Below are 22,940 nucleotides of genomic sequence, written 5' to 3' on the forward strand. Positions count from 1 at the left end.
ACAAGGTCATGTTCGAATAAAAAATAGGGAGGACTGACATGGAATTTTCATTTGCTTCCCGTGCCTCAAAGTTATTGTCTTCTCATCTACATAAGGTGAATAAAGAAGAAAGACAGAATTCTTTTATATCTCTTGCAGAGGAATTGCCGGCAGAGGAGTTTTTTCCGATTAAGCGACTAGGAGAAGCGGCTCGTATGGTATTGTCTTCGGATCCTTCCGTTTTGCAATATGGAGAGCCGCAGGGCTATGGTCCTCTTCGCAGCTGGATCAGCGAGGACTGGAAGCGGAGAAGAGGGATGCTTACGTCAGCAGACCGGATTTTACTGACGGCAGGAAGCCAGCAGGCTATAGATCTTATTACAAGGTTGCTTGTGGATATAGGCGATTCTGTCGTGGTAGAAAATCCGACTTCTCCAGGATGCCTTCAGGTGCTGGAGATGCAAGGTGCTAATATTATAGCTGTAGAGAATGATCTGGAAGGTTTGTTGCCAGATCGGCTAGAAGAGCAGTTTCAAAGTGTGAAACCGAAACTGCTTTTTGCTGCACCTAGTTTCTCAAACCCAACCGGAATACTATGGAGTTTGGAACGGCGTAAAGCTGTGCTGGAATTATGCCGTAAGTATGGAGTTCTTATTATCGAAGATGATTCCTACGGCGAACTGCATTTTGGATCAGAGGAGGCAGCTTCCCGGTTTTCAGTCTCTTATCCAACTTTGTACGCGCTCGACGCCATGGATGGCGGGAATCAAGTGCTTTATATAGGTTCGTTTAGCAAGACTATTGCACCTGCGATGCGAACAGGGTGGGCTGTTGGCGACCAGAGGTTAATTAGAGGAATGTCTACTTTAAAACAAATGGCAGATTGGCAATCGAGTTCAATGAATCAACAAATATTGTATTTCTTATTACATGAATCTTCTTTCCGGTGGAAAGAACATTTGGCGCTCTTGAACAGAGAGTATGAGGTTAGACTCAAGCTGGTCCTCGAATTATTAAAGAGACCGGGGTTTAAGGAAGTGAAGTATCATCCGCCATCGGGAGGTATGTATTTGTGGATTCAGCTTCCACAAGGGCTGCATAGTGAAGCTTTACTAAGGGCATCCATGCGACTTGGCGTCGCTTTCTTGCCAGGAAGCAGATGCTCGCCTGGGAGACAGGCGGATGAGTATATCCGAATCAACTTCAGCAGGCCGGGTAGAGAAGAGTTGCTGTTAGGGATGAATTTAATCAGTGAAGCGATACAGGAGTTTACCGCTAGGAGATAAGGACACCCTATTGGAAGGGGTGTTCTTTTTTTAGGTATATCATTCCAAAACGAAATAAGTGGTTGCACTCACTAACATTTTTATATAGAATATGTATTAGTCAGTTGCATTAACTTTTTTAGTTGTTGTGACTTTAAGGCTGTAGCAAATATTCTAAACTTATTTATGTCGACCATTATATTTTAATTTGTTACAGTAACTATTCTTATCATATGGGGGAACAAACAATATGTCTAAAGTTCTATTTATCAAAGCAAACGACCGCCCAGCGGATCAAGCAGTAAGTGTTCAAATGTACGATGCATTCTACAATGCATATAAAGAAGCAAACCCAACAGACGAAATCGTGGAGCTAGATCTGTATGCTGCTAACCTGCCAGCTTACGGTAACGATGCTGCAACAGGAACATTCAAAGTAGCGAAAGGTATTGAAACAACTCCTGCAGAGCAAGAAGCTGCAGACCTGGCTGCTTTCTACCAAAAACAATTCTTTGAAGCAGATAAAGTGGTTGTTGCATTCCCGCTTTGGAACTTCACTGTACCTGCACCGCTTGTAAACTACATATCTTACCTGAGCCAAGCTGGCGTAACATTTAAATACACAGCTGAAGGTCCAGTAGGTCTTGCAGGTGACAAAAAAGTGGCGCTTCTGAACGCACGTGGTGGCGTTTATTCTGAAGGTCCTGCAGCAGCAAGTGAACTTGCTGTGAAATATGTATCTTCCGCTTTCGGATTCTGGGGTATTCAAAATCCTGAAGTTTACATTATTGAAGGACATAATGCGTTCCCTGATCGTGCTGCACAAATCGTTCAAGACGGTTTGAAAAATGTTGCGGAAGCAGCTGCACGTTTCTAATAAGTAATGATGAGTAAAAAAGGCTGGATTTCTACCTCAAATGAGGAAGAAATTCAGCCTTTTCTTTTATAAGACAAGTCTATGTTATTTTTTGAATTCATCATCAGCAAGCAATTTTTCAGCAATAAGAAAGTCATTTGGAGCTAGCATGCTTTGTTGTAAGACATTCTCATAGGTTGATAAAGCTTCCTTGCCAGCGGGTGTTAATCTATAGCTGCCTCGCTTAATACGCTCAAACCATCCATAATAGTTGTTTTGAAGAATGGAAGCAGCTGTACTGATCCCTGTAGCTCTTGCGAGTTGTGCGGGAGAAGCAAAGGGCAGACGCTCCAGGGCGGAGGCTACTTTTAGAGCTCTTTCGCGGTAAGCAGTGACCAATTTTGTTTTGTGACTGCCGCCAAGGTTATAATCGCCGCTGCGACCCTCAAACTCACTGAGCAGTTTTTGTTTGCGTATGGATTTTTTTGATTTTAGTTGCCATTGTGGTTGACATAAGATATCTACAAGTGCAGGTTTTGTCTTATAAATAGTTACGGTAATCAGTCCAAGTCCAAGCTTTTGACAAAGCTCTGTAATTTCACTAAATCGCTGGTTCACAGCTCCGCGCTTAGCACGGTTGCGTTCAACAGCGAGGTAGACATTGCTACTTATTTTTAATCGCTGCATCCCCTGAAGGAGCAGGGATAAATTGAAGGTTTTTTTAATCTCCACAATCAGCGGATCAGCCGATCCTTCTTTGACTCCAACAAGATCACAATACCGGATCTCGGATTTAATATGATACCCTTGCTTTTCAAAAAAGGATTTAACGGGTTCATATAATTCGGTTTCGTACCCCACAGCCATCCCTTTATCAAACTCCTTTATGAATTTACCGCTTCTAATAGCGCTTGTTTTCTCATATACGTACAAGTATAACATTGCTCTTCTTTTTTCACCCTAACATACCTTGCGCTAGGATTCCAAAACATTTTTCTTTACCGGTTTATCTCATTTTTCGTCTCAAAAAGAGAGACCTGTCACAAAAAAAGAGGCAACTTATCCGAATTAACGCATAGGTATGTAATACACTTTTTTTAGATCAAAGTGTCGGACTTCTCTCATAAAGTGATCGAGGACTGAGGCAGAGGAGCTTAGACAGTTAGGAAAAAGATGGGTTAGCAGTTCATGGAATGGACCTATTCGGAGTGGATGCTGAATCACTATGGAGCCATGGGAGGTACGAAAGAGCATGAATATTTTTGAACGCGTAGCTGAATTTCGAGCGGAAACCGATCGATTGTCATGGACGGGGACATTTAAAGACTATATTCAGATTTTGCAAAAGGATCCTACGCCTGCAATGACTGCTCATGCCAGAGTGTATGAAATGATCAAATCGTATGGTGTGGAAGAAAAAAATGGTCATAAACGCTATAAGTTTTTTGAACAACAAATTTTTGGACTAGACCGCAGTGTAGAAAGATTAGTTGAGGAGTATTTTCACTCCGCTGCGAGAAGACTGGATGTCCGAAAACGGATTTTGCTCTTAATGGGTCCGGTCAGCGGCGGGAAGTCCACGCTCGTCACGTTGTTAAAACGCGGATTGGAGCAATTCTCACGGACAGATAAAGGAGCGGTTTACGCAATAGAGGGCTGCCCTATGCATGAAGATCCGCTGCATTTGATTCCCCTTGAACTAAGGCCCGAAGTAGAGAAGGAGCTTGGAGTACGAATCGAAGGGAACCTATGCCCTTCTTGCCAGATGCGCCTTCGTACGGAATACGATGGAGATATTGAAGAAGTCCGAGTAGAACGCGTCTTTATATCAGAGGATAGCCGTGTTGGAATTGGAACCTTCAGCCCTTCAGATCCGAAGTCGCAGGATATTGCTGATCTCACCGGCAGCATTGATTTTTCGACCATTACAGAATATGGTTCTGAATCAGATCCGCGGGCCTATCGGTTTGATGGAGAACTGAACAAAGCGAATCGCGGACTAATGGAGTTTCAGGAAATGCTGAAATGTGATGAAAAGTTTTTGTGGAACTTGCTATCACTTACCCAAGAGGGGAACTTTAAGGCGGGACGTTTTGCACTCATAAGTGCAGATGAGCTTATCGTTGCTCACACCAACGAATCAGAGTACAAATCTTTTATATCGAATAAAAAGAATGAAGCATTACAATCCCGGATGATTGTTATGCCGGTTCCGTATAACTTAAAAGTTTCGGAAGAGGAAAAAATTTATAAAAAGCTGATTGAGCAAAGTGACATGCGCCATGTGCATATTGCCCCGCATGCCCTTAAGACAGCTGCCATTTTCTCCATACTTACTCGTTTAAAAGAATCAAAAAAACAAGGAATGGATCTTGTTAAAAAAATGCGGATGTACGATGGTCAAGAAGTGGAAGGATATAAAGAAGCAGATTTAAAGGAAATGCAAAACGAGTACCTTGAAGAAGGAATGACAGGAATTGATCCTCGTTATGTCATTAACCGAATCTCCAGTGCACTTATTAAACAGAATCTAGAGTGCATTAATGCGCTTGATATCCTCAGAGCCATTAAGGATGGTCTGGATCAACATGCTTCTATTACGAAGGAAGAGCGTGAGAAGTACCTCAACTTCATCTCAGTTGCCCGTAAAGAATATGATGAACTGGCGAAAAAAGAAGTGCAAAAAGCATTTGTCTATTCTTTTGAAGAGTCCGCGAAGACTTTGTTTGAAAATTATCTTGATAACATAGAAGCATTCTGCAATTGGTCGAAAATTCGTGATCCTTTGACGGATGAAACGGTGGATCCAGATGAGCGCCTTATGCGCTCTATAGAAGAACAAATTGGGGTATCTGAGAATGCAAAAAAAGCATTCCGCGAAGAAATACTAATTCGGATCTCAGCATACTCGCGTAAAGAGAAGAAGTTTGATTATAACAGTCATGATCGCTTAAGAGAGGCCATCGAGAAGAAATTGTTTGCAGATCTTAAGGATATCGTGAAGATTACGACATCGACGAAGACACCAGATGCGATTCAATTAAAGCGGATTAACGAAGTCAGCTCTAGACTTATTGATGGGCACGGATACTGCCCTGTATGCGCGAATGAACTTTTGCGTTATGTCGGCAGCTTGTTAAATCGTTAATTCTTAATACTAAAGTAACTGTAAACGTTGCTCGACTGTAGTACATGTTTTTCCCATCCATCCACTTTGATTTAGATGAATATCAGCGTTAACTTTAGGCACTTGACATCCGCCGGGTTAACGCTTTTATTATGAAAATAAGGAAAATATTTCATGAAATAGGACCTTAGATCTATGTTTATCTAGTGAGTTCGTTCTATAATGATCAAGTACGAAGAGAAATCCGCACTAAAATTCAGTGAAGAAAGAGGGATCAGCTGGTGATGATCGATGTTTCACAAGAAAGAAAATTACAGCTTGATTTTATAGGTCTAACAAATACGGAGCTAGAGCTCCTCAAAAGTCATCGCCCTATTTTTGAACAAATTGTTGAACAAGTTGTTGATCGTTTATATGAACGAATCGGTCAGATTGAAAGTCTTAGAACCATAATTGAGAAACACTCTACTATAGATCGACTCAAAGAAACACAACGCTGGTATTTTTTATCTTTAGCAGACGGGGTCATTAATGAATCTTTTATAGAGAACAGAATTAAAATAGGTTTAGTGCATTCCCGCATAGGATTAAATACTGATTTTTACCTAGGAACATATATGCTTTATCTAGATTTAGCCACCCAGCACATGCAGGCAGCTCTTCCAGATCATTGGTATCCTGTGATTCATGCGCTAACCAAGATGTTTAATTTAGATTCTCAGCTTGTATTAGAGGCCTATGAAACAAAAGAAAAAGATAAGATTAATGAGATTGTACAAGAACAGGAACTCATGTTAAAAGCAATTACAGAGGTCTCCCAAAAGCTTACAGGAATGATCGATGAACTACATAGAAACACACAAATAATTTCCAAGACGGCTGGAGAGACAGCGGCATCGCAAGATTTGGCTCATGGATTAATTAATGAACTGAATCAGGAAGTGCAGCATATACAGAAGATGGGCACGCTCATTCGAGATATATCAGACCAAAGTCATCTTCTTGGACTGAATGCGGCGATAGAAGCAGCTCATGCTGGAGAGAGCGGAAGAGGTTTTGAAATTGTGGCGGGCGAAATCCGTAAACTTGCAACCGGGTCTAAGAAAGCAATGGACCAAATCCAAGGTGTAGTCGATAGTATTATGACAAAGCTGGCACAAGTGAGTAAAGAATCAGATAATACAACCGGTAATACGGAAAGACAAGTTCACAGTTCTGAAGAATTAATGGCTTTTGTTTCTATGATGGAAGGTGTCTCTAAAGACTTGAAAGAGTTGCAGAAAAAACATGTGTAGGAAGAATAATGGAAAGCGCATTCATTTGATCTATGAGGTTTACTAGTTTTCCGTTATAATGGTGATTATGTGGGCCTATATACTACCCAGCTTATAATGTAACGGATAGACTATGATTGATATAGAGGTGATCAAATGGCATCAATACATGATGTGGCTAAGGAAGCTGGGGTCTCAGTTGCTACCGTTTCTAAGGTGCTGAATGATTATCCAGATGTAAGTGACAAAACTCGTAAAAAAGTGAATATGGTAATTGAACAGTTACACTATCAACCTAATGTTGTTGCCCGGGGACTTGTAAAAAAAAGATCCTGGACCGTGGGCGTTCTCCTGACCGTCCCGTTTACCAATCCATTTGTAGCGGAACTGCTGGAAGGAATCAAAACAGCACTTGAAAACAGCGGATATGATTTGGTTCGGCTATCAACCCGTTTTGACGATCCCAATTATTCTTTCATCAAACACTGTCGCAGCCGGAACGTGGAAGGAGTCGTCGTGTTTGGTGTAGAGCGTGAGAACCCGAGTATAGATGAATTGATACACTCGGACATACCTACCATGTTTGTGGATACGGATATTGTAGGTAAACGTGCGGGTTACATTACAACGGATAATCAGAATGCGATCCAGATGAGTGTAAAACATTTATACGAACTGGGTCATCATAAGATTGCTTACATTTCAGGCACCCTTGGACCGTCCATTGCGAACATGCGGCTTGAAGGTTACAGACAAGGACTGAAAAACTGTAATTTGCCTTATTTGACATCGTATCTTGAAGTTTGCGATTATTCATTTGACGAAGGGGCCGCAGCGATGCGACGCCTGCTTCAGTTGAAAGAACCTCCTACAGGTGTTGTCTGTACATCAGACCTGGCTGCTTTTGGCGCGATTTATGAAATAGAAAGACATGGACTTCGTGTCCCAGAGGATGTTTCAGTCGTTGGTTTTGATAACACCTATCATGCCCAAGTGTTTAAACCAAATTTAACGACAATTAACCAAAATATTTTTTCTATTGGAATCAAATCTATTGAGTGCCTAATTGCCTTAATTGAGAATCCGGATTTTTCACCTCCTGTCATTACGGAGCCGTCCGAATTAATTGTCAGACAGACGACAGCAAGCCCAAGTGTTTCGATATAATGTTTTTTAAAGCATCTCCAGAAGGTAGCCTTTTGACCAGAATGGTCGGAAATGGCTGCTTATTCTAGAGATGCTTTTTCCGTTAGGGGAGGTTTAATTCCACCTGAAACACTTATTTTTAAGAAATTTGATCAAATTTTCCTGAATGTCTATCATGACGGGTATTCGCACTATATAATGGTAAAGGTAAAGTGAAGATAAGATGAATGTTTAACAATCAATTACTTATGGCTATGAATATAAAGGAGTACAATTCATTGAATAAATTATTAAAATCACTTATGTTGCTGACTGCGATTATGCTGATCGGCAGTGTTGTTGTTTATGCAGAATTCAAGGGATCATCCCATTTAAATAGAGAATTATTGGAAGAAAATATAGATGACAAGCAAGAATCGGAGCAAGTGGATCAGCAGAAGGAAGCTGCACTACAAGCCATCGCAGAAGTGACGAATACGGAAAATCGTTTGTATACAGTACAAGAATCAGCAGGGTTTTATGAAGGGTTTAAACTCCATTGGGAAGGCAAAACCGCTGAATTTAAATGGAAAAGCATTGCATCGCCTGCTGCGCCGGCTGAATTATTATCAGGTGATGTAACGGGTGATGGGACAAAAGATGCCATCATTACATTGCCAGCAGGATACGGAACAGGCGTATATTTGGAGGATATTCATGTCGTAGATGGAAAAACGCTGCGGGAAGAGCTGATAGAGGATGCAGCAAATGCTGCAAAAAAATGGGCTGTTTCGAGTACGGAGGTAACCAATCAGGAAGAGCTTCTGCTAAATCACATTGACTACCAGATGAACGAGAATGAGCAGCTTACCGCTTTGATTGGGGTAGCGATATCCCCATTAGAATATATTGGAGAGCTAGCTATGACTTACGTATATAACACTGAAAAAGAAATGTTGATGATAGACTCCATTTCATATACTGCTTTCGAATAAAAAAAGCCCGAAGAAGATGATCTCCTTCGGGAATCTGCCCATATGTCTAAAAGATTACAAATATAAAATTAAACGGTTTGCAGTGCAAAAGACTCTTTATCAGAGAACTCGGAAAGTTGATTTACACATTTGGAGAGCGTGCTGGCCGAAACATCATGTTTTGCAGCCAGTTCTGAATGACTCACCGTTTTACCAAGCTTTGTTGCAGTCAAGTATTCTAGAGCTCCTGCGTAACCGCCTGGCTTACGATAGCGAGGGGCTTCGCTTTGACTGTAGTCGCTCCATAGCTGTACCAGTTGCGATTGTTGTTCATAAGACAACGAGTATTCTTTTGCAAGTTCAGGAATAACGGAAGCTGCTAACTCGCGGTGCGTATCGCTTTCCCAAGTGAATTCAGCTAGGTCGAGTGCTTTGTCTGTAGTTGAGGCAGTTGAAGCTTCAACGGATTGTGCTGTTGGTGCTGGAGCTGATGTGGAAACAGCTCGTCTGGAACCTGTAATCACTTCAACAGAAGTCGCTACTCGTACATTACGTTGTTGTTCTCTGTCTTTCTCGAGGCAACATTTCTTATATTTTTTTCCACTGCCGCAGTGGCACGGTTCGTTTCTACCGATGTTGGACAATTTGGTTCGCTCCTTTATTCAATTGCAGATAATTCTAATGATGAGTGCTTATGTTCATAATAAGCGCTGACAAAAGTAGATTATAACATATTTATCAGCTTTGTATGTATACGGGCATTAGATGACCAGTACTTCTATTATTCAATTTACCCCATGAAAAAGCCTGTTTCAACCCAAATTTGAGTTAAAACAGGCTTTTAACTGGGAAAAGTGCGAAGTGAGTCAATTTCACAGAATTATAAAAAGGATTCAAGTCATTAATTTTCTGTTCATTTTTTTGCCGTCAAACGTAAACAAAACAGGTTTATCATCAATTATTGTCTCAAGGTGAACGGCGCGGCCCCATAACTTAAATACGTAAGGAAGCGTACGCTCCATATATTTTAGATCAAGCTCAATGCCTTCGTACTGGTGTTTTAAGACGATTTCACCCGTGCGAAGATAATCAGCATCTTTGACAACGAGATAGGGAGATCCGCCGTTAACCCGGGCAAAGATGAGCTGATCCCGAATATTTTCCCAAGACTTATCGGTGATTTTCCAATCCGGTCCTTTTTTCTCGAACACATATAGATCAAGATCCTCAACCAGCTGCTTCGTCATATAGTTACGAATAAATGAGGTGTCGGAATCATATTCACGAACTTCAAATATTTTGGCACGGCCTCCGCCGGGAGTGCGTCCGAGTCGTTCTTGTTCATGTGCCGTTGGATGATCCCATCTTTTTTCAATGTCTTCGAAGATTTTAAGACCGAGATAATAAGGGTTCAGGCTTTGCTTAGACGGCTGTACAACAGAGGCATTGAGCATCGCATACTCTACAGCTTCATCACTCGTAAGATCCAGTTCACGGATGATGCGTTGATGCCAATACGAAGCCCAACCTTCGTTCATAATCTTGGTCTCCATTTGAGGCCAGAAGTACAGCATCTCTTCACGAAGCATGCTCATAATGTCCCTTTGCCAATCAGATAATACCTCAGAAAACTCCTGTACGAACCACATCACATCTTTTTCCGGTTCAGGCGGGAAACGAAATACTTGATGTGTACTTGGATCAGGGCCTTCAGGGGCTTTGACTCCAATATCCCAAAGATCATCATAACGACCGGGAGGACGAACGTCCGGGTTTGGATTTTTTTGCTCTTTTATCTTCAGTTCCATATAGCGCTGTTTATCGAGATGCTGAGGTTTAATCAGCTGCGGATCGACATGTTCTTGAATAGCGAGGACAGCATCGATAAAAGACTCGACGGCTTCTGTACCGTATTCAAGTTCATACTGTTTAATCCGGTCTGCCGTTGCTGCCATACTTTCGACCATATTTCGGTTAGACATCGAGAAACGGGCGTTATTTTTGAAGAAATCACAGTGAGCAAGGACATGGGCTACAATGAGTTTATTCTGAATAAGAGAGTTGCCGTCAAGCAAGAAGGCATAACATGGATCAGAGTTAATAACCAATTCGTAAATTTTGCTGAGTCCAAAATCATATTGCATCTTCATTTTCTGAAAGGTTTTCCCAAAGCTCCAGTGACTGAATCTAGTCGGCATGCCATACGCACCAAAAGTGTAAATAATATCAGAAGGACAGATTTCATATCGCATTGGATAATAGTCGAGTCCGAAACCATTTGCGATCTCCATAATCTCGTCTATGGCATATTCGAGATCTTTTAATTCACTTGAACTACTCATGAAACGCTGCCTCCTTCTTTGTTATGAAAAAAGGTGCGCAGGGCCTTGTATACTTCGCCCTTTTCTTTGATGACGTAGTACATGAACTGATCCATCTTAATATTGCGATAGGCAGACATCAGTGTACTGCTTCGGTTATACTGATTCACCTCACCATAACCAAACATATTGCTCCGCTTGAGCAATTCGCCAATTAATTTAACACAGCGTTCATTGTCACTGGTTAGGTTATCGCCGTCCGAAAAGTGGAACGGATAAATATTGTAACTCGAGGGCGGGTACCGCTGATCTATAATTTCAAGCGCTTTAATATAGGCAGAAGAACAGATCGTACCGCCGCTTTCCCCACGGGTGAAAAATTCTTCTTCGCTCACTTCTTTTGCTTCGGTATGATGAGCGAGGAAGACGATCTCTACTTTTTCATATTGTTTACGTAAGAATCGGGTCATCCAGAAAAAGAAGCTTCTTGCACAATATTTTTCAAAAGAGCCCATGGACCCGGATGTATCCATCATGGCAATAATGACGGCATTGGAGTGCGGAATGACGGTATCATCCCATGTTTTATAGCGGAGGTCATCAGGGCTGATATGATGGATTCCTGGGTTCCCGGTGGTTGCATTCCTGCGTAAATTTTCTAAGATGGTCCGCTTCTTGTCGATATTGGATTGCATCCCTTTTTTACGGATATCGTTAAATTTAATACTTTGTGTCTCAATTTCTTCTTTGTCTTTTTGTTTGAGGTGGGGTAAGGAGAGCTCGGAAAACAGCATGTTTTCAAGGTCTTCCATATTGATCTCTGCTTCTACAATGTCTTGACCTGGCTGATCGCCTGCTTTTTCACCTTTACCTGGTTTTTGACTCGCAGGATCACGTCCAATGACATCGCCGACCTGACTATCTCCATCTCCTTGGCCGACATGCTTTTGTTTTTGATAATTATAGACAAAGCGATATTCATCTAGGCTTCGAATCGGAACTTTAATGATCTGCTTACCATCGGACATGATGATATTTTCTTCTGTAATAAGGTCGGGCAGGTTCTGCTTAATGATTTCCTTCACCTTCTGCTGATGGCGTTGCTGATCTTGGTAACCTTTACGGTGAAGAGACCAATCCTCTTTCGAAACGACAAATGAGTAAGGCTGGCGAGAATCCGGCATTTTAGGCACCTCCCCTGTAAATTGTGCGGCACAGTTTGACCTGCTGTAAATTAAGTATATTCACGGGCAGGGATGATATGTGATGACATCGATATAAAATAGAGAAGTGGAATATTTTTCTTCCTATTATTGTCGTTAACTTACAGAAAATGATTCGCTTTTGCTGCGGTTCAGTGTATGATGGTTTAAAAGAGAAGAAGATAGGACCATCGTTTTCGTGCATGGTCAAAAGTGCAGGAGGGAATATAGCGCATGCAATATCAAAGTACTCGAGGACAGGTTAGTGAAGTAGGATTTATTGATGCATTTCTGATGGGACTAGCTACAGATGGAGGTTTGCTCGTACCAAGTACCATTCCTGTCATTTCTAGCGACAAGTTGGAAGAGTGGAGAACTCTTTCTTTTCAAGATTTAATGCTTGAAATTTTTTCTTATTACTTGAATGAAGAAATTCCGAGTGATGAGCTGAAAAAGATGGTCTATGCCAGTTACAGTACCTTCCGGCATGAAGACGTTACTCCAGTTCATCAACTTACGGATGATATATATTTACTTGAATTGTTCCATGGTCCTACATTTGCCTTTAAGGATATTGCGCTTCAGCTCATGGGGCAATTGTATAGTTATGTAGCTAAACAGTATAAACGTCCTATTAATATTCTTGGTGCTACTTCTGGCGATACAGGGGCATCGGCAATTCAAGGCGTTCGAGGTAAAGAAGGAATTAATATTTGTATCTTGCATCCAAATGGAAAAGTAAGTAAGGTGCAAGAACTTCAGATGACTACAGTACAAGATGAGAACGTGCTGAATTTATCAGTGGAAGGTAACTTTGATGATTGTCAGCGGATGATTAAGGAACTTTTTGCGGATGTAAACTTCAAAAATGAGCATCATCTCTGCGCTATTAATTCCATTAATATTGTTCGCATCCTTGCTCAAACGGTTTATTATTTCTACTCCTATTTCCGGGTTACAGATCAGCGTCCTGAATTAGTAGGAGCACCCCTGCATTTCAGTGTTCCTACAGGTAACTTCGGAGACATTTTTGCAGGATATCTTGCTTCTCGTATGGGTTTACCTGTAGGTAAGTTGGTACTTGCAACGAATGAGAATAATATATTGGAGCGTTTTGTGAAGGAAGGGGTCTATAAACCTGATGGATTCCATACGACGTATAGTCCTTCTATGGATATTCAGGTTGCCAGCAATTTTGAGCGATATCTTTATTATGTTTTGGATGAAAATGCAGAACAAACCGAAAGATACATGAAGAGTTTCCAGGAGAGCGGCGAGATTCGAATTCCACAAGAGCTGTTAAGCAAAATTCAATCGGAGTTTGCCGCTTACGGTGTGATTGGGGCGGAGTGCCTCGCAACGATTCAAAAATACAACGATACAAAAGCGTATCTGCTCGATCCTCATTCCGCCTGCGGAGTTGCCGCAGCAGAACGTACGCTTCCAGCAGGTGAAGTTGTCATTTCGTTAGCTACAGCGCATCCTGCAAAATTCAATGAGTCTATTGAACTTTGTGAGATTAAGCAGGACTTCCCGCCGCAAATCTCAGCACTGTATGACATGCCTGTTCGCAAAACGGAGGTAGAAGGAACGATGGATCAAGTGGTCGCGGAACTCCTTCCTTTTTACCATCGTCATCAAGTGAAATAGAAGCGAGATAAAATAAAAAACCGTCTAGGATGAAGAGCAACTCTACATCCTAGACGGTTTTTTGTGGTTTTTATAATTAAGTCAAATCACTTTTGGAGTAGTAAAAGTGATTTTATTATTTGATTCCAAGTCTGTAATTCTCTTAAAATAAAATGACGGAATGTAACACAAATTTCATTTATTTTCCAATATATCATAAAGAAAGATAATCATCCGATTTAAAAGTTTTATTTCGGGGTAAACATGATCAAGTTAAGTCAAAATGTTTTAAAGAAAAATATAGGGGGCACCACCATGAAAGAGAAGAAAGAACCATTACATATAGATGTACAGTTTAAATGTCCAACATGTACTCAGGAAGTGAAAGCACATTTTGTTGAAGAACAGGTAGTCACGGTACGCTGTGAGAGTTGCCGGCAAGGATATACACTAATGAGACCTACGATTGGTCAGGAAATCTTGTTAGATTGGGAACAAGAGGCATTGTTCCATAAAATGCGTGCTGAAAAAAAAGAACAGGATAACACAGAGATGATGGCTCTTCTGATCAAAATTGTGGAACTGCTGACATGGAAAGATGAAGGTCGCGGACAGATTCAGGCCATTGAAGCAGCACGAAGCTGGTTATCTCATACCGATAAATCGAATGTTGTCCGTGAACTTCTACATATCATTTCTGAGCAGGAAGGGAGGAAGGGTTACCGATTATAATCGTTTTAAATCTGAAAGTTTGACATAAATAATTGGATTCTTGCTCATATTATCTTAAGTAACATAACTGTGTAGATGATAGGAGCGGATTCATGATGAAAAAGTGGTTTATGGTTAGCGTCATGATCATCTTGATCATGACTGGCACCGGTGTCCACTATATACAGGCTTCCCCTGTGAAAGATGCATATCACTTTGGTTTCAAAAAAAGTAAAGATGGTGGGCTTGCATCCATTAATGAGGAAGGTTTTAAAGGGATTCTCGAAAAAAATGAAGCGATATTCCTTGGAGATACCAATCAAAAAGAGTTGTATTTAACGTTTGATAACGGCTATGAGAACGGATATACACCTGCAATTCTTGATGTACTTAAGGCCAAGAAAGTGCCTGCCGCCTTTTTTGTAACAGGACATTACTTGAAAGATCAGCCCGATTTGGTCAAAAGAATGAGTCAGGAAGGTCATATTGTTGGAAATCACTCCTGGAGTCATCCCGATATGAGTGTAACGCCAGATGCCAAAATTAAAGAAGAGCTGGATAAAGTCAAACAGGAAGTACTTGCTTTAACAGGCAAGGAAATTCCTTATCTTCGTCCGCCACGCGGGATTTTTAGTGAACGTTCGCTTACTGTTAGTAAGAATGAAGGCTACATTAATGTGTTCTGGTCTATTGCTTATAAAGATTGGGATACGAAGGTCCAGCATGGCGCTCAGTACGCCTACGATCAAGTGATGAAGCAGCTTCATCCAGGTGCCGTGATTTTACTTCATTCGGTGTCTAAGGATAACACAGAAGCCTTAGGACAGATTATTGACGCAGCTAGAGCACAGGGCTATACATTCAAAAGTTTGGACGAACTCAAAACAAAAACTTATTAACATTGATTCGTAGTTTCTTTAGGTTATCTCTAAATACAAAAAAAGAAGACCGTTTCCAAGGTCTTCTTTTTTGTCTTACGCTCTTACATAAACGAGTCCAATCGTTTTAGGTCCACAATGACTCGAAACAACACAACCTGCTGTAGCCATTTCAATATGTTTTGCTTTGGTCTTTTCGTGTAAAGTCTTCTGAATGACAATTGCATCTTCCTCGCACATCGAATGTACAACGATAATGGTATCATTATCCATTTCATTGACATTGCTAAGTGCATTATTCAGCATTTGGTCAATGGCTTTTTCACGTTTGCCTCTAACTTTATATGCGGGCGTCATCTTTCCACCAATCACCTTGATTACAGGCCTGATTTTGAGAAGACTGCCGATTAAATTTTGCATTCCTGAACAGCGGCCGCCCATATATAGATAATCAAGTGTATCAATGACAAACTCGATTTCTACTTTGGGTCTCATCTCAGTCAGTAGATCAACAATTTCAGTGACGGTTTTCCCTTGTTCCGCAGCTTGAACTGCTTTCATCACCAATACGCCAATTCCGGATGATAAATTAAGTGAATCAAACACAGTAACGCTACCATCTGGAAATTCGCTTGAAGCGATGAGTGCATTTTGATACGTAGAAGAAAGCTCAGATGAAAGGCTAATAAATAAAACATGATAGCCCTGATCTATGTAAGGACCAAAAGAAGCCATAAAATCAGCAGGAGAAGGTGCTGCCGTTTTTGGAAGGCGGCCTTCACGATCTACCCTTGCATACAACTGTTCGGGGCTAATTTCAACACCATCTTTTAACGATTCATCGCCAAACACGGCATAAAGTGGAACAATACCAACCTCATGTTGCTGGACCCAAGTCTTAGGTAAATCACTGGTGCTGTCCGCAAAAATTTTAATTCGCGACATCTTAATCCCCTTTTTAGAAAAAATTCATTTATAACATACTGTTCTATTATAATGCATATAGACATTTGTAGCAAAATGATACTTCATATCCCGATTAAATTAAACTTAGACTAAAAAAACCGATAATCACAAGTAATATGATCCCATGAATAACCATTCCGATAATCGGGAAAATTTTCTTTCGATTCTTAAGGGTTAGTCCAATAATTGATAAAATCATACCAATAAGATTAAGAAGTAACCCAATAAGTATTAGAACGCCGATTATCATTACATAAATACTCTCAAGTATTGCCTCAGAAGAAGGATTCTGCAAAATATCTTCTGCTGCTGCCGGTGCTAAGGCAAGAATAGCAATGTAGGTGATAAGAGATAGGATTCCCAGTATAAGAGAAGTTAGCCCTGGACCCGAATGTCTCAGAGGGGTTACGGGAGGTTGAAAGGTTCCATAAGGATTATTTACTTCGATTACCTCTTCATTTTTAGTGTTATTCATTTCATGAACCGGCTCAATTTTATCCATTTCCATACTCCTTATATTTTGTTTTCTCACTTACTTTTTCATAATTCTTTCAAAAATGCAAGAGAAAGGAGTGGTTAAGTAACGGTTCTGAATGTTGCAGTTTAGTGACAAACCTCACTTTAGATAGCGTAGGGGAAACCAATTGAGGTAAGATAATAGAAAGACAACAGGAACAAGGAGTGAAATGGAAGTGGCAAAAAAATGGATAGGCATCGGTTCAATTCTAGTCATGCTTTCTGTTATGATTGGTGCATTTGGTGCACATATGCTAGAACCTATCATTGGTGAGGACAAGATTTCAGTATATGAAACAGGTGTTCAGTATCACATGATCCATGCACTCGGTATCATTTTAATTGGAATTATTATGAAAGTTTTCGGTGAAGCTAAGTTACTTGTCTGGTCAGCTAGGTTATTATTCATTGGTATTATATTATTCTCTGGAAGTTTATATGCGCTTAGTATAAGTGGTCTTGGTCCATTAGGAGCCATAACACCTCTCGGCGGTGTATGTTTTATTGCTGGCTGGATCTGTTTAGCGACTACCGCTTTTAAGAAAGAATAAAAGAAACGGCTTCTCTCTATTGCTGAGAGAAGCCGTTTGCTTTTACACGTATTTTTCGATTTCGGAAGTATGAATAGAGTACACCTGTTTCTCGTCAACGTGATAAATGCTTACTAATTTGGTTCCTTGATCATAATTTAATATACGACAGGGGATGCTTTTTTGTTGTCCCTTATTGTCTCTAATATGGATCCGGATGAGTCTGCCTGCTTGCATCGCAGAATTGATCCACTCGTCAGAAGGACACGTGGAAGCAGGTATAGAATACGGTTGAGTTGCCGCCTTGGATTGCGGTTTATCTGCCATTCTCATGGCTCTAGGATTCGATGAAGGGTACTCATGTAAAGCTTCTTTGATTCTTGCACCCAGCTCGATGCCGGACTGTATTCGGAAGTCACTGATTCCTTCCGGTTCATTAAGAATCTCAAGCAAAGTTTGCAAGGCAAGGGCATTAGTACGGCTATGAATCATGATATCTACATTAAATAAAAAAGCTTGTTCATGATTTATGTTTGATGATATGGACTTGTTCATGTTTTTAATTACCCCACACTGCAGATTTCTGTTACAATTTTTGGATATGTATTTTCTTAACTATATCATTAAAATGCAAGGATGAATAGTACATTAGACGTATGAGATCACAAAAAACGAATAGTAAGATATCGAATTTGGGAGTTTTATAGGTTGTAGGACATGCTTGATCAATAAATTGGTGCTCCGCTACTGTCCACACCGTTTATAAGACCTAGGAATATGATGTCGAGACGTAAAAGCGAAGGGGGTGTTTTACGCAAATGGTAACATTAGAACCGGTTCAAGTTGGAGAATATACCCTTACTGCAGTGGAAGTGAAGTTACCTAAAACAACGCTCATTACTGTTTCGACATCTAAGGGATATATTATGTGCGGAGCGCTCGATGTAGGATTACTTAATGACCGATTAGGGCAACGACAGATTATTGCAGCTAGAGCAGTAGGGGTTAAAACCATTGCAGAACTGCTGGCAGCACCAATGGAATCTGTTACACATGAAGCTGAGAGGTTAGGAATCGTTCCTGGTATGACGGGAGTAGAAGCCCTGATTAAAATGATGTGAGTGTAAGCAGCAGAGTCTCATAACACTTTAAAAAAACAAAGCAGCCCCTTCAAACAAGGGGCTGCTTATCAATAGAATTCGACGTTAACAGAGTGTATCAAATTCATAATTCAATAACGAATAGCGATGAATTTGAAACTATATAGACAAACTAAATCGTTTTGATCTATACATTCTCTTGATTAAAGCTACTCTAGCTATTATGAAATTGATTCAGAGTACAAAGCTTTTAAATTTTGGTCGAAAGGAGCGCGGACGATTCCTTTTTCCGTAATAATAGCTGTTACATAATCGTTTGGTGTCACATCAAAAGCGGGATTAAATACTTTGATTCCTTGGGGTGCAGTTCGCTTGCCAAATCCTTCAGTCACTTCTTCCGGTGCGCGCTCTTCAATTGGGATATGTGCGCCTGTTGGCGTATTAAGGTCAATAGTTGACATCGGACAAGCGACATAAAATGGAATCCCATGTGCTTTAGCGAGAACAGCGACACTATAAGTACCAATCTTATTCGCAACATCCCCATTAGCGGCCACACGGTCTGTACCTACAATAACGGCTTGGATCCAGCCTTTAGACATCACCATTCCAGCCATATTGTCGGTAATGAGTGTTACATTAATTCCGGCTTGTTGCAGTTCAAATGCCGTTAAACGAGCACCTTGGAGAACGGGCCGCGTCTCATCTGCAAAAATTTTAAGGTGAATTCCTTGTTCTTTGGCAAGATACATAGGAGCTGTAGCGGTGCCGTATTTTGCTGTTGCTAATCCGCCTGCGTTACAGTGAGTAAGGACTCCCATTCCATCTTCAAATAAAGGCAGAGCATGTTCACCGATCTGTCTGCATACTTCCTCATCCTCTGCACGGATTGCAATGGCTTCTTGAGCTAGACCTTCATTCAATGCAGAGATAGAGAGTTGATTCGAATCTTCGCTGAGCTGTACAGCTGCTCCATACATACGGTCAAGCGCCCAAAATAGATTAACCGCCGTAGGTCTTGACGTCGCGAGATAATCGCATACTTCCTTCACTTTTTCAAGCCATCCTGCCCTATCCTCCTTCTGATACTGCGCAGCACCAAGCACAACGCCAAAGGCTGCCGCGATACCGATAGCCGGAGCGCCGCGTACCTTCATGGAATGTATGGAATCCCAAATCTCTTCCGGAGTATAGAGGTCTAGCATAACAATGGATTCTGGGAGTAGTCTCTGATCGAGAAGCTCAAGGTAACTTCCTCTCCAGTTAAGTGAAATTAATGGATTAAACTCTGTATTCGTGCTGGAATTGCTCATCGTTGTCCTACCTTTCCTTTGCTAGCGTCTATAACGAGATTCATAAAATCCGTAATGGATGTAATTTTGCGGTGATTTTTCACCAAGTTCTTGCCTATAGAGAGTGCTTTACGTTCAGCTTGTTCTCTTATTGTCTCGTCGTTGATGGTATCGATGTCCGCTACATGAGCAAGTCCGACAATCCGGCGAATCATTTTGCTTCCTGCATATCCGGCGCTATCCTGAAGGAGTTTAGCTACATAGAACTCCTGGTAACCTTTCGTACGAGCCATATAGTCCTGAACATCTTGATCCCATAGTTCGCAGAAACTGCGTTCAAACTCGGTCCATACATTCTGAACCATAAGGAGCAGTTCCTCTTCACGCGCAGAGACAGCAGCTTCACCTCTAACCCATCCGGGTACAGAAACATAGTGTAGAAGCAGGTTTGCAAGAATTGCACCGATATCAAAGCCTATGGGGCCATAATAAGCGAATTCCGGGTCGATTACTTTTGTAGATTCTGGTGTGATAAAAATACTTCCTGTATGAAGATCCCCGTGAAGCAGGGCTTGGGCTTGAGTGAGAAACTTTTCTCGTAAAATCGCAATTTCCAAATGTAACTCGTGATCCGTGCGAAGCGCTTCTGCTTCATCCTCAATGGAAGGAGAATAATTGTTTCGTTCAGAGAAACGATAAGGCTCTTCAAAAATAAGATCTTCCGTAATTTTACATTGGTCTGGGTTTACGAATTTCTTGACTTTTTCTTTCTTAAGAGATTGATCCATAGCTAGATCGGACGTATAAAAAAGCGTCCGTGCCATAAATTCTCCAATATGTTTGGAAAACAGAGGATAATGGTTTCCTTCAATTAATCCTTTTCTCATGATGACATGATCGCTTAGATCTTCCATGATGGTTAGGGCAAGTTCATCATCATAATAATATACTTGCGGAACAGAGCCAGGGCAGATTCTATACTCTTCCTGCAGGATCTCACGTTCAATTCTTGCGCGGTCTAGCGATAGGGGCCATGATTCACCAACAATTTTGGCATAAGGCAAAGCTTGTTTAACGATCACACTGTTGCGGGAATTCGTATCTGTAATATGAAAAACGAGATTCAGATTACCGTCACCAATTTCCTGGCAAGTCAGTTCACTGTTTGCGTCAAATAAATCCAGTACGGTTCGAGACAATTGCATTGCTTCATCAAGAGTTAAAGGATGATATGAAGACAAGGTAGGCACCTCCGCTAAAGTATATGATAAAGAATAAACCCAACTTCTTTACTTGGTATATCAGTATATCGGATTACTCTTCAATTTTGTAGCATTTTTTTGGAACAATTATCCGATTAGGGAAACTATTTATATTAGAGGTCAGTAGAGAGATTTGTTTCATTAACTAGGCTAAAGGGTAAATTTAAAATAGCAGCGAAGAGAGGAACATTAACATCTGATCTTCACCAAATAGAAGGATTTCTGATCTACATAAGATTGGAAAGTTACATTAAACTCAATAAAAGGATGGGATATTAATGGCTAAATCAACCAATAAAACACAGACTAAAGCAGGGGTAGAACAAATTCTGAACCGTCAGGTTGCGAACCTGAACGTGATGTATGTGAAAATTCATAACTATCACTGGTATGTTAAGGGTCCAAACTTCTTTTCACTTCATGTAAAATTTGAAGAATTGTATAATGCAGTTACTCTTCAAATGGATGAAATTGCGGAACGTCTCCTTACTATTAAAGGTAGCCCTGCCGCAACAATGAAAGAATATCTTGAGATTGCTTCCATTCAAGAAGCAGCTGGCGGCGAAGATACAAAAACAATGGTGCAAAATATTATCGAAGATTTTGCTACCTTGTCCGAAGAGTATGCTGAGGGCATAGAAGCAGCAGACGAAGCAGGCGATCAGCCTACAGCAGACATGCTAACTGGATTCCAAGCAGAGCTTGAGAAACATATGTGGATGCTTCGTTCTTATCTTGCTTAATTATAAAGGAAAAATAAAGATTACAAAAAGGCTGACCTTATAAGGTCAGCCTTTTTGGTTAACGATGAAGGAATCATAATGAAATTGTGAAAAAAGCCAATCTCATTTGATTCGGTACCCTATTTAATATAGAATTCATATGTATCAGTGGTTGCAGTGTAGTATTGCTGTCATGTTATGCAGAGTTTTAGTGGGAGAAGGGTATTTTGTTTCCGCAGTCTGTAAACTTTTTAACATAAATGACTTGAGAATCATTGAGAATCAGTTTAGAATTATTATAAAGTGATGCTTTGAAAGCGAAACTGGAAATCAAGGGGCGACCCTATTTAGATAAACAATATGATTTCGACTATGAAATTATTTTATTGGAGGTTAAGGCACATATGGCTACAAATTTCGTCATTGAAGGACTTAAAGCAGAAATAGAAGGTAAGGAAATTCTGAAAGGAATTAACCTTAGCATGAAGGGTGGAGAAATCCACGCAATTATGGGTCCTAACGGTACAGGTAAAAGTACTTTAGCTTCCGCACTTATGGGCCACCCGAAATATGAAGTTACTAGCGGTTCGGTAACATTGAACGGTGAAGATGTACTTGAAATGGAAGTTGATGAGCGTGCACGTGCAGGAATGTTCTTGGCTATGCAGTACCCAAGTGAGATTGCCGGTGTAACAAACTCTGACTTCTTGCGTAGTGCGATTAATGCACGTCGTGAAGAAGGTAGCGAAATTTCTCTAATCAAATTCATTCGTCAAATGGAAGGTAAAATGAAAGAACTCGAGATGAATCCTGAGTTTGCTCATCGTTACCTGAACGAAGGCTTCTCCGGCGGCGAGAAGAAACGTAATGAAATTTTGCAAATGATGTTGCTTGATCCAACTCTTGTTATTCTTGATGAAATTGACTCCGGTCTTGATATCGATGCACTTCGCATTGTAGCAAATGGGGTAAATGCAATGAAGAGTGAAGATCGCGGATTCCTCATTATCACTCACTACCAACGTTTGCTTAACTACGTTAAACCTGATTTTGTTCACGTTATGATGCAAGGTCGTATCGTAAAATCTGGTGGTCCTGAACTTGCTGAACGTTTGGAAGCGGAAGGTTATGACTGGATTAAAGAAGAACTTGGTATTGAAGATGAAACTGTAGGACAAGAAGCGTAAAGATTAACGGAGGAGGACAAAAGC

The 22,940-nt window shown here is 40.8% G+C and carries 22 protein-coding genes; 13 read left to right on the forward strand and 9 right to left on the reverse strand.

Annotation, left to right across the window (positions count from 1 at the left end):
- The first annotated feature begins 38 nt into the window (after positions 1–38).
- Both H9647_RS02470 and H9647_RS02475 read left to right on the forward strand, forming a co-directional pair.
- Positions 39–1,265 (forward strand): aminotransferase-like domain-containing protein, encoded by a 1,227-nt coding sequence (locus tag H9647_RS02470; protein ID WP_191797873.1) that lies wholly within the window; start codon positions 39–41, stop codon positions 1,263–1,265.
- Between the two features lie 229 nt (positions 1,266–1,494).
- Entirely contained in the window at positions 1,495–2,121 is a 627-nt protein-coding gene (locus H9647_RS02475; RefSeq protein WP_191797875.1) for an FMN-dependent NADH-azoreductase, read from the forward strand.
- Between the two features lie 84 nt (positions 2,122–2,205).
- On the opposite strand, the gene H9647_RS02480 is transcribed toward H9647_RS02475, so the two are convergent.
- The gene (locus H9647_RS02480) at positions 2,206–2,967 is read right to left on the reverse strand and encodes a DUF2161 domain-containing phosphodiesterase (RefSeq protein WP_191797876.1); all 762 of its coding nucleotides are present in this window, start codon (positions 2,965–2,967) and stop codon (positions 2,206–2,208) included.
- 385 nt (positions 2,968–3,352) lie between these two features.
- Here H9647_RS02480 and H9647_RS02485 point away from each other — a divergent pair, with 385 nt between their 5' ends.
- The 4 genes from H9647_RS02485 to H9647_RS02500 all read left to right on the forward strand — a co-directional run bounded on the left by H9647_RS02485 (position 3,353) and on the right by H9647_RS02500 (position 8,621).
- Entirely contained in the window at positions 3,353–5,248 is a 1,896-nt protein-coding gene (locus tag H9647_RS02485; RefSeq protein ID WP_191797878.1) for a PrkA family serine protein kinase, read from the forward strand.
- Positions 5,249–5,511: 263 nt separating this feature from the next.
- Positions 5,512–6,522 carry a globin-coupled sensor protein gene (locus H9647_RS02490; RefSeq protein WP_191798623.1) on the forward strand — a complete coding sequence of 337 codons (1,011 nt, stop codon included), beginning with the start codon at positions 5,512–5,514 and terminating at the stop codon, positions 6,520–6,522.
- A gap of 135 nt (positions 6,523–6,657) precedes the next feature.
- Positions 6,658–7,668 (forward strand): LacI family DNA-binding transcriptional regulator, encoded by a 1,011-nt coding sequence (locus tag H9647_RS02495; protein ID WP_191797880.1) that lies wholly within the window; start codon positions 6,658–6,660, stop codon positions 7,666–7,668.
- Positions 7,669–7,925: 257 nt separating this feature from the next.
- Positions 7,926–8,621 (forward strand): hypothetical protein, encoded by a 696-nt coding sequence (locus H9647_RS02500; RefSeq protein ID WP_191797882.1) that lies wholly within the window; start codon positions 7,926–7,928, stop codon positions 8,619–8,621.
- 68 nt (positions 8,622–8,689) lie between these two features.
- On the opposite strand, the gene H9647_RS25650 is transcribed toward H9647_RS02500, so the two are convergent.
- The 3 genes from H9647_RS25650 to yhbH all read right to left on the reverse strand — a co-directional run bounded on the left by H9647_RS25650 (position 8,690) and on the right by yhbH (position 12,105).
- Positions 8,690–9,244, reverse strand: coding sequence for an SEC-C metal-binding domain-containing protein (locus H9647_RS25650; protein WP_225229005.1), 555 nt, complete (start codon positions 9,242–9,244; stop codon positions 8,690–8,692).
- A gap of 249 nt (positions 9,245–9,493) precedes the next feature.
- A complete protein-coding gene (locus H9647_RS02510; protein ID WP_191797884.1) occupies positions 9,494–10,942 on the reverse strand; it encodes a SpoVR family protein in 1,449 nt (482 codons plus the stop codon).
- Entirely contained in the window at positions 10,939–12,105 is a 1,167-nt protein-coding gene (gene yhbH, locus H9647_RS02515) for a sporulation protein YhbH (protein WP_191797886.1), read from the reverse strand. Before yhbH ends, H9647_RS02510 begins: the two co-directional genes overlap by 4 nt.
- Before the next feature lie 252 nt (positions 12,106–12,357).
- Between yhbH and thrC the strand changes: the two genes are divergently transcribed.
- The 3 genes from thrC (at position 12,358) to pdaA (ending at position 15,362) form a co-directional block, all read left to right on the forward strand.
- Positions 12,358–13,773 (forward strand): threonine synthase, encoded by a 1,416-nt coding sequence (thrC, locus tag H9647_RS02520; protein WP_191797888.1) that lies wholly within the window; start codon positions 12,358–12,360, stop codon positions 13,771–13,773.
- Between the two features lie 294 nt (positions 13,774–14,067).
- Entirely contained in the window at positions 14,068–14,484 is a 417-nt protein-coding gene (locus tag H9647_RS02525) for a hypothetical protein (RefSeq protein ID WP_191797889.1), read from the forward strand.
- Positions 14,485–14,621: 137 nt separating this feature from the next.
- A complete protein-coding gene (gene pdaA / locus H9647_RS02530) occupies positions 14,622–15,362 on the forward strand; it encodes a delta-lactam-biosynthetic de-N-acetylase (protein WP_225229074.1) in 741 nt (246 codons plus the stop codon).
- Positions 15,363–15,437: 75 nt separating this feature from the next.
- Here pdaA and H9647_RS02535 read toward each other — a convergent pair whose 3' ends face one another.
- Both H9647_RS02535 and H9647_RS02540 read right to left on the reverse strand, forming a co-directional pair.
- Positions 15,438–16,286, reverse strand: coding sequence for a DegV family protein (locus H9647_RS02535; RefSeq protein WP_191797891.1), 849 nt, complete (start codon positions 16,284–16,286; stop codon positions 15,438–15,440).
- Positions 16,287–16,380: 94 nt separating this feature from the next.
- The gene (locus H9647_RS02540; RefSeq protein WP_191797893.1) at positions 16,381–16,809 is read right to left on the reverse strand and encodes a hypothetical protein; all 429 of its coding nucleotides are present in this window, start codon (positions 16,807–16,809) and stop codon (positions 16,381–16,383) included.
- Between the two features lie 190 nt (positions 16,810–16,999).
- On the opposite strand from H9647_RS02540, the gene H9647_RS02545 reads away from it, so the two are divergent.
- Positions 17,000–17,374, forward strand: a complete 375-nt coding sequence (locus tag H9647_RS02545; protein WP_191797895.1) for a DUF423 domain-containing protein — start codon at positions 17,000–17,002, stop codon at positions 17,372–17,374.
- Between the two features lie 42 nt (positions 17,375–17,416).
- Here H9647_RS02545 and H9647_RS02550 read toward each other — a convergent pair whose 3' ends face one another.
- Entirely contained in the window at positions 17,417–17,908 is a 492-nt protein-coding gene (locus tag H9647_RS02550) for a hypothetical protein (RefSeq protein WP_191797897.1), read from the reverse strand.
- Between the two features lie 263 nt (positions 17,909–18,171).
- On the opposite strand from H9647_RS02550, the gene H9647_RS02555 reads away from it, so the two are divergent.
- The gene (locus H9647_RS02555) at positions 18,172–18,474 is read left to right on the forward strand and encodes a YunC family protein (RefSeq protein ID WP_191797899.1); all 303 of its coding nucleotides are present in this window, start codon (positions 18,172–18,174) and stop codon (positions 18,472–18,474) included.
- Positions 18,475–18,674: 200 nt separating this feature from the next.
- Here H9647_RS02555 and mtnA read toward each other — a convergent pair whose 3' ends face one another.
- Both mtnA and mtnK read right to left on the reverse strand, forming a co-directional pair.
- Positions 18,675–19,766 (reverse strand): S-methyl-5-thioribose-1-phosphate isomerase, encoded by a 1,092-nt coding sequence (mtnA, locus tag H9647_RS02560; RefSeq protein ID WP_191797901.1) that lies wholly within the window; start codon positions 19,764–19,766, stop codon positions 18,675–18,677.
- Positions 19,763–20,986 carry an S-methyl-5-thioribose kinase gene (gene mtnK, locus H9647_RS02565; RefSeq protein ID WP_191797903.1) on the reverse strand — a complete coding sequence of 408 codons (1,224 nt, stop codon included), beginning with the start codon at positions 20,984–20,986 and terminating at the stop codon, positions 19,763–19,765. The genes mtnA and mtnK overlap by 4 nt, the downstream gene beginning before the upstream one ends.
- 299 nt (positions 20,987–21,285) lie before the next feature.
- Here mtnK and H9647_RS02570 point away from each other — a divergent pair, with 299 nt between their 5' ends.
- Together H9647_RS02570 and sufC are read left to right on the forward strand one after the other, a co-directional pair.
- Entirely contained in the window at positions 21,286–21,750 is a 465-nt protein-coding gene (locus H9647_RS02570; protein ID WP_191797905.1) for a Dps family protein, read from the forward strand.
- 383 nt (positions 21,751–22,133) lie between these two features.
- Complete coding sequence (sufC, locus tag H9647_RS02575) at positions 22,134–22,916, forward strand: Fe-S cluster assembly ATPase SufC (protein WP_191797906.1); 783 nt, start codon at positions 22,134–22,136, stop codon at positions 22,914–22,916.
- Positions 22,917–22,940: the final 24 nt, after the last annotated feature.

Source organism: Paenibacillus gallinarum, assembly GCF_014836635.1.
Lineage (GTDB): Bacteria > Bacillota > Bacilli > Paenibacillales > Paenibacillaceae > Paenibacillus > Paenibacillus gallinarum.

What these genes read in the sequence shown, in the direction of transcription:
- H9647_RS02490 (WP_191798623.1), top strand. Translation starts at nt 5,512, where the DNA reads ATGATCGATGTTTCACAAGAAAGAAAATTACAGCTTGATTTTATAGGT.
- H9647_RS02510 (WP_191797884.1), bottom strand. Translation starts at nt 10,942, where the DNA reads ATGAGTAGTTCAAGTGAATTAAAAGATCTCGAATATGCCATAGACGAG.
- H9647_RS02485 (WP_191797878.1), top strand. Translation starts at nt 3,353, where the DNA reads ATGAATATTTTTGAACGCGTAGCTGAATTTCGAGCGGAAACCGATCGA.
- H9647_RS02555 (WP_191797899.1), top strand. Translation starts at nt 18,172, where the DNA reads ATGGTAACATTAGAACCGGTTCAAGTTGGAGAATATACCCTTACTGCA.
- H9647_RS02550 (WP_191797897.1), bottom strand. Translation starts at nt 17,908, where the DNA reads ATGAACAAGTCCATATCATCAAACATAAATCATGAACAAGCTTTTTTA.
- pdaA (WP_225229074.1), top strand. Translation starts at nt 14,622, where the DNA reads ATGACTGGCACCGGTGTCCACTATATACAGGCTTCCCCTGTGAAAGAT.
- mtnA (WP_191797901.1), bottom strand. Translation starts at nt 19,766, where the DNA reads ATGAGCAATTCCAGCACGAATACAGAGTTTAATCCATTAATTTCACTT.
- yhbH (WP_191797886.1), bottom strand. Translation starts at nt 12,105, where the DNA reads ATGCCGGATTCTCGCCAGCCTTACTCATTTGTCGTTTCGAAAGAGGAT.
- thrC (WP_191797888.1), top strand. Translation starts at nt 12,358, where the DNA reads ATGCAATATCAAAGTACTCGAGGACAGGTTAGTGAAGTAGGATTTATT.
- H9647_RS02570 (WP_191797905.1), top strand. Translation starts at nt 21,286, where the DNA reads ATGGCTAAATCAACCAATAAAACACAGACTAAAGCAGGGGTAGAACAA.
- H9647_RS02540 (WP_191797893.1), bottom strand. Translation starts at nt 16,809, where the DNA reads ATGGATAAAATTGAGCCGGTTCATGAAATGAATAACACTAAAAATGAA.
- sufC (WP_191797906.1), top strand. Translation starts at nt 22,134, where the DNA reads ATGGCTACAAATTTCGTCATTGAAGGACTTAAAGCAGAAATAGAAGGT.
- H9647_RS02525 (WP_191797889.1), top strand. Translation starts at nt 14,068, where the DNA reads ATGAAAGAGAAGAAAGAACCATTACATATAGATGTACAGTTTAAATGT.
- H9647_RS02480 (WP_191797876.1), bottom strand. Translation starts at nt 2,967, where the DNA reads ATGGCTGTGGGGTACGAAACCGAATTATATGAACCCGTTAAATCCTTT.
- H9647_RS02475 (WP_191797875.1), top strand. Translation starts at nt 1,495, where the DNA reads ATGTCTAAAGTTCTATTTATCAAAGCAAACGACCGCCCAGCGGATCAA.
- H9647_RS02535 (WP_191797891.1), bottom strand. Translation starts at nt 16,286, where the DNA reads ATGTCGCGAATTAAAATTTTTGCGGACAGCACCAGTGATTTACCTAAG.
- H9647_RS02470 (WP_191797873.1), top strand. Translation starts at nt 39, where the DNA reads ATGGAATTTTCATTTGCTTCCCGTGCCTCAAAGTTATTGTCTTCTCAT.
- H9647_RS02495 (WP_191797880.1), top strand. Translation starts at nt 6,658, where the DNA reads ATGGCATCAATACATGATGTGGCTAAGGAAGCTGGGGTCTCAGTTGCT.